At 70.5% G+C, this 5,685-nt stretch carries 6 protein-coding genes and 1 pseudogene; 3 read left to right on the top strand and 4 right to left on the bottom strand.

What is annotated here, in order from left to right; genetic code table 11:
• The 3 genes from C464_RS00055 to C464_RS00045 all read left to right on the top strand — a co-directional run.
• On the top strand, nt 1-671 hold a 671-nt coding region (locus C464_RS00055; RefSeq protein ID WP_006111423.1), incomplete at its 5' end, for a DUF444 family protein.
• Nucleotides 668-2,743, top strand: a complete 2,076-nt coding sequence (locus tag C464_RS00050; protein ID WP_006111421.1) for a SpoVR family protein — start codon at nt 668-670, stop codon at nt 2,741-2,743. The genes C464_RS00055 and C464_RS00050, both read left to right, overlap by 4 nt.
• Nucleotides 2,744-2,822: 79 nt before the next feature.
• A complete protein-coding gene (locus tag C464_RS00045) occupies nt 2,823-3,536 on the top strand; it encodes a hypothetical protein (RefSeq protein WP_006111419.1) in 714 nt (237 codons plus the stop codon).
• A 23-nt stretch (nt 3,537-3,559) separates the two neighbouring features.
• On the opposite strand, the gene C464_RS00040 is transcribed toward C464_RS00045, so the two are convergent.
• The 4 genes and pseudogenes from C464_RS00040 to C464_RS00025 form a co-directional block, all read right to left on the bottom strand.
• Nucleotides 3,560-4,291: an alpha/beta hydrolase gene (locus tag C464_RS00040; protein WP_006111417.1), complete on the bottom strand. Its 732-nt coding sequence runs from the start codon at nt 4,289-4,291 to the stop codon at nt 3,560-3,562.
• A 1-nt stretch (nt 4,292) separates the two neighbouring features.
• Nucleotides 4,293-4,907: a VOC family protein gene (locus C464_RS00035; RefSeq protein WP_006111416.1), complete on the bottom strand. Its 615-nt coding sequence runs from the start codon at nt 4,905-4,907 to the stop codon at nt 4,293-4,295.
• Nucleotides 4,908-5,178: 271 nt separating this feature from the next.
• A complete protein-coding gene (locus C464_RS00030) occupies nt 5,179-5,385 on the bottom strand; it encodes a hypothetical protein (RefSeq protein ID WP_049910727.1) in 207 nt (68 codons plus the stop codon).
• 79 nt (nt 5,386-5,464) lie between these two features.
• Nucleotides 5,465-5,685, bottom strand: a pseudogene (locus C464_RS00025) (hypothetical protein); the annotation flags it as partial.

Genomic DNA, 5,685 nt, shown 5'->3' with positions numbered 1-5,685 from the left:
AGGGGCTCGACAGCGTCCCGTTCCGCCGCGAGGACGAGCGGTTCCGCCACCCGGAGGTGATCGAGAAGCGCGAGCGCAACGTCGTGGTGATCAACGTCCGCGACGCCTCCGGATCGATGCGCGAGACGAAGCGCGAGCTCGTCGAGCGGGTGTTCACGCCGATGGACTGGTACCTGACCGGGAAGTACGACGCCGCCGAGTTCCGGTACGTCGTCCACGACGCCGAGGCCTGGGAGGTCGACCGCGAGGAGTTCTTCGGGATCCAGTCCGGCGGCGGGACTCGCATCTCCAGCGCGTACGACCTCGTCGAGGAGATCCTGACGGAGTACCCGTACAGCGAGTGGAACCGGTACGTGTTCGCCGCGGGCGACTCGGAGAACGCCGGCAGCGACACCAGAGATAACGTGATCCCGACGATGGAGTCGATCGACGCCAACCTCCAGGCGTACGTCGAGACGCAGCCCGGCGACGGCGCGGCGAACGCCCGCCACGCCGACGAGGTCGAGTCCGCGTTCGGCGACGCCGACGACGTGGCCGTCGCGCGCGTCTCCGACCCCGACGACGTCACCGACGCCATCTACGAGATCCTCAGCACGGAGTCGGGCGGCGGGGGGAGCGCCCCGGACGGGGCGACCGTCGCCCGCCGGACCGACGGAGGTGAACGCAGATGAGAAACGACCGAATCGAAGCGAAACGCGAGGCCGACGCCCTCGACGAGCCGGCGCGCGAGGCGCGCGAGCTCGCGGAGCGGCTCGGGCTGGAACCGTACCCGGTGCGGTACTGGGTGGTCGACCACGACCAGATGAACGAGCTGATCGCCTACGGCGGCTTCCAGCGCCGGTACCCGCATTGGCGGTGGGGGATGAACTACGAGCGGCAGCGCAAGAAGGACCGCCACGGGCTCGGCAAGGCGTTCGAGATCGTCAACAACGACGACCCGTCGCACGCCTTCCTTCAAGAGTCGAACGCGCCGGCCGACCAGAAGGCCGTCATCACCCACGTCGAGGCGCACGCCGACTTCTTCGCGAACAACGAGTGGTTCGGGCTGTACGCCGACCGCGGCGAGGGCGGCCCGAACGCCGCCGCCAGGCTGGAGCGCAACGCCGACCGGATCGCGTCGATCGCGACACGGGCCGACGTCGACCGCGACGAGGTCGAGCGGCTCGTCGACGCCGTGAGCGCGCTGGAAGACACGATCGACCAGCACAGCCCGGTCGACGCCGCCCGGTCCGTCGAGGAGCCGGGGATCGCGGCCGACGTGAGCGACGGCGACGAGGACCCGGTCGCGGCGGTCGAAGCGCGGATCGACGACCTCGACCTCTCCGAGGAGGTGCGCCGCGACGTGTTCGACGACGAGTGGCTCGAGGCGCGCGGCGAGGGCGTCGAACCGGAGACCCCGCGCCCGGACGTGCTCGCGTTCCTGCGCGACCACGGGAAGCGGTACGACCCCGAGAGCGGGAAGGCGATCGACCGCGAGCCGTGGGAGACGACCGTCATCGACGCGATCCGCGAGGAGGCGTACTACTTCGCCGGCCAGAAGCAGACGAAGGTGATGAACGAGGGGTGGGCGACGTACTGGGAGTCGCTGATGATGGGCGGCGAGGGGTTCGCCGGTCCCGACGAGTTCCTCACGTACGCCGACCACATGGCCCGGGTGCTCGGCTCGCCCGGCCTCAACCCCTACAAGCTCGGGTTCGAGCTGTGGACGCACGTGGAACTCCGCGCCGCGCGCCGGGAGGTGGTCGACAAGCTGCTCCGCGTCGAGGGGGTGACCCCGGAGAACTTCCACTCGCGGATCGACTTAGACGAGGTCGCGGACCTGCTCGAACCGCACCCGGCGATCGCGGGCGCAGGGCCGGCGACGCTCGACGAACTGGCGGCGCTCGCGGCCGACGACGACCCGCGGGTCGACGCCGAGGCCGTCGACCGGGCGCTGTCCGCCCGGGACGAGTCCGGGGACGGCGAGGCGAGCGACGGTGCGGGAGCCGACATCGACATCGAACGGTACCCGTGGAAGCTCCTCACGCGCGAGGGGCTCGCGGAGCGGCACTACGTCCTCTCGCGGCCGGAGCACCGCGGTGCGCTCCGGAACGTCTCGCGGGAGGCGCTCGAAGAGCAGGCGCGGTACCTCTTCGACGTCGACCGGTACGAGACGGTCGCGGAGGCGATCGCCGACGTCGACCGCGCGGCCGGCTGGGAGCGCATGTTCGAAGTGCGGGAGAGCCACAACGACGTGACGTTCGTCGACGCGTTCCTCACCGACGAGTTCGTCCGGGAGGGGAACTACTTCACCTACGAGTACAGCCGGGCCGCCGAGGAACACCGCGTCGCCAGCGTCGACGCCGAAGACGTGCGGAAGAAGCTGCTCCTCCGGTTCACGAACTTCGGGAAGCCGACGATCGTCGTGTTGGACGGGAACTTCCGGAACCGGGGCGAGCTACTCATCGGCCACCGGTACAACGGGGTCGCGCTCGACGAGGAGCGCGCGAAGGCGACGCTGAAGCGCGCCTTCGAGCTCTGGGGCCGCCCGGTGAACCTGGCGACGATCCGCGTCGAGTACGACGACGGGGCCGTCCGGCGCGCCAAGCGTCGGGGCGAGGAGCCGGACGGCACCGAGGTCGGCGTGCGCTTCCAGTACGACGGGGGCGAGGTGACGGAACACGACCTCGACGAGTCGGTCCGTGAGCGGATCACCGCCGACGAGGTCGACTACGACACGAAGCCCGACGACTGGCTGGCGTGACCCGGGCAGCCGGTCCGGGCGTCCGGCGGCCCGGACCGTTCGGACAGACACTTATTATCGTCGGATGACAACAAGACGCATGGACGCTCCGGAGACGGAGGCCGGCGAACGCGAGGCCGAGCGGGCGGCACCGCTCCCGGAGGGGACGCCGCTCTCCTTCGCGGAGCGCGACCCCGCGGCCCTCGACGACGCGACCGAGCTGTACCTGCTGGACCGACACGCCGCCGCCGACGGTACGGTTCGGGTTCAGGTACTCGGCTGGGAGCGCGACGGCGACACCGTCCGGGTCACGTACGCGCTCCCGACGGGAGAGCGGCTTCGCGACCGGTACCGATGGCCGACCGCGGGGCGGTACGAGGAGAGCGACTTCCTCGCGCTGGTCCGCGCCCTGGGCTACCCGCCCGGCGCCGCCGATCTCGTCGACGGCGAGTTCGCCCGCGCGCGAAACGAGAACGGCCGCTGGCGGATCGTGACGGGACGTCGGTCGGAGGGGGATCGCAGTCGGGCCGGCGAGGCCGACCGAGCGCGCCGCAATCGAGCGGCCGACGACGGCCGAATCGACCGCGACGCCGCCCGGACGGGAGCGCTCGCCGGCCTCCGGCGTCGGGTCGAACGCGTCGATCCGATGGCGCTGGGGCTCGTTTCCGTGGCGCTCATCGGCGCGGCGGTCGGCGTGCCGGCCTCGGTAGCGACGGTGACGGGCGGTCTCTCGGCGTCGCTGACGGCGGTGGGCGGGGTCCTGTTCCTCACGGCGTTGGCGACGCTGGGGCTCTCGATCGCGACGGTCTCCTGACGGGGCGCAGCTGCGGGCGGACCTCAGCGCCGCGGGTTCGACGACAGCGACGCGACCAGTTCCGCCACCGCCGCGACCTCCTCCTCGTCGATCCCGTGTCCCATGCCCTCGTAGATCCGCTCGTCCACGTCGGCCCCGAGCGCCCCCAACACCGCGGTCGTCTCGTGGACTCGCTCCTCGGGAATGTGCGGGTCGACGTCGCTACAGCCGACGAACGCGGGCGTGCCGGCGAGAGGGCGCTCCGTTCCGTCGCCCGATCCGGGCTCATCGTCCCCGGTCGCGCGCTCGACGTAGTCGTCGACGGCGACCGACTCACCGATCAGGCCGCCGCTGAACACCGCGAGCCCGCCGTACCGAGTCGGATTGCGGGCGACGAACTCGCTCGCGAGACACGCGCCCTGCGAGAACCCCCCGACGAGGACGCGCTCGCGGGGGATCCCCGCCTCGACCGCCCGGTCGACGGCCGCGCCGACGGCCCGAAGGCCCGAGCTCCGTCCCGGCTCGTTGTCCGCGACCGGAGCGAGGAACGAGTTCGGATACCAGGTGTTGCCGGCCGCCGCCGGGGCGAGCAGGGCGACGTCGCGGTCCCCCGCGAGCTGTTCCCCCAAGTCGACGACGCTGCGAGCGGTCGCGCCCCGACCGTGGACGAGCACGAGCGCCGCGTCCGCGTCGTCGAGCGGCGTCCCGACCGTGACCAGCGGTTCGTCGCCGTGCGGATCGTCGCCGCCGTGCGGCCCCGGCGATCGGGCGGGCATCTCACATCCCGACGCCGGCGTCGGCGTCGGGCAGGTCGTGTTTGTTCACCGGGAGGCCGAGCGCTTCGAGCGCGCCCTCCATGTGGCGGTCCTGAGCGAAGTCCGCGCCGTCCTCCTCGCGGAGCCGCTGTGCGGTCGCGAGCACCTCTCCCTTCCGGTCGTTCGGGATTTCGTACTTGTCGGCCGAGAGCTCGATGACGAGCCCGTTGTTGTCCTGCGTGTAGATCGAGTGGAAGATACCGCGGTCGAACACGTTGTACCCCTTCCCCGCGTCTTCGAGCGCCGCCATGATATCCTCGTACTCGTCGGGCTCGACGCTGAAACACAGGTGGTGAACGGCTCCCGTGTTGACGCGCTGGCCGCGGGCGGACGCCCGCTCGTCGCTCACGAACACCGTGAGGATCCGCCCGTCGCCGGTGTCGAAGAACAGGTGCGTCTGCGAGGGGTCGTCGAGGTTCGGCTGCCGCAACACGAGCGGCATCCCGAGCAGGTCGCGGTAAAATGCGAGCGTGTCCTCCTCGTTGCTGCCCCAGACCGTGACGTGGTCGGTGCCGCTGGTGTGAAACGGTGCGTCCGGATGCTCCGAGGTGACCGGAGCCGGCTTCTCGTCGCTCATACCGATCCGAGACGGCCGAGCCGTATAAAGTCGAACGTAACGGGACCGTGACCGGCTGACACCGGTGTTATCGGTCGATGAATCGCACTCCGAGACGTTCCGTCCCGCCCCACGCGGGGCAGGAATCCGGCGCGACCGGCGGTCGGGCCCGACTCCCGGTGGTCGGACGGACTGGGGCGGGCCGGCGAGCGCTCACCGTCCGAACCCCTCGACTCGCCCACACGACGGGGACGCGCCCGCACGGACCGAGCCGCCGTCCCGGCCGGCACCCTCACCGCTGCCAGACGGGCGGGGCGACGCCGAGCGCGCGGACGGCGAGGGGGTAGGCGAAGGCGATGACCAACACGATCACCAGCGACAGAGCGAGACCGAGTTCGCCGACTGCGCGCTCGACGACCGCCAGCGCGGCGAACATGACGACGAACATCACCGCCCAGTGCGGAGCGAGCTGTCGGACCTTCTCCGCTGTCGATGTCATGCCCAGAGTAGCCGTGCCGCGGGCTAGTGGCTGTCGGTGAAATCCAGCGGCGTAAAACTGTCCCCCGTCCAACCGCCGATCAGTATCGCGACGGAATGAACGCCATCCCCGTGAGCATGATCGACGACAGGACTGCGAGGATGAACACGCGCGAGAGACCGCTGTTGTACTGATTGAACTGGTCGATCTCGGAGACCTGCGCCTCGTACGCCTCGATATCCGACGACATCTGAAGCGTCGACGTGTCCTCGAAGTGCGCGACGTAGTCCCTGTCTCTTATACACATCTCTGATGGCGCGA

This window comes from Halorubrum coriense DSM 10284 (assembly GCF_000337035.1).
Classification (GTDB): domain Archaea; phylum Halobacteriota; class Halobacteria; order Halobacteriales; family Haloferacaceae; genus Halorubrum; species Halorubrum coriense.
The sequence above is the reverse complement of the archived record's forward strand: the minus strand, read 5'-3'. Positions and strand labels throughout refer to the sequence as shown.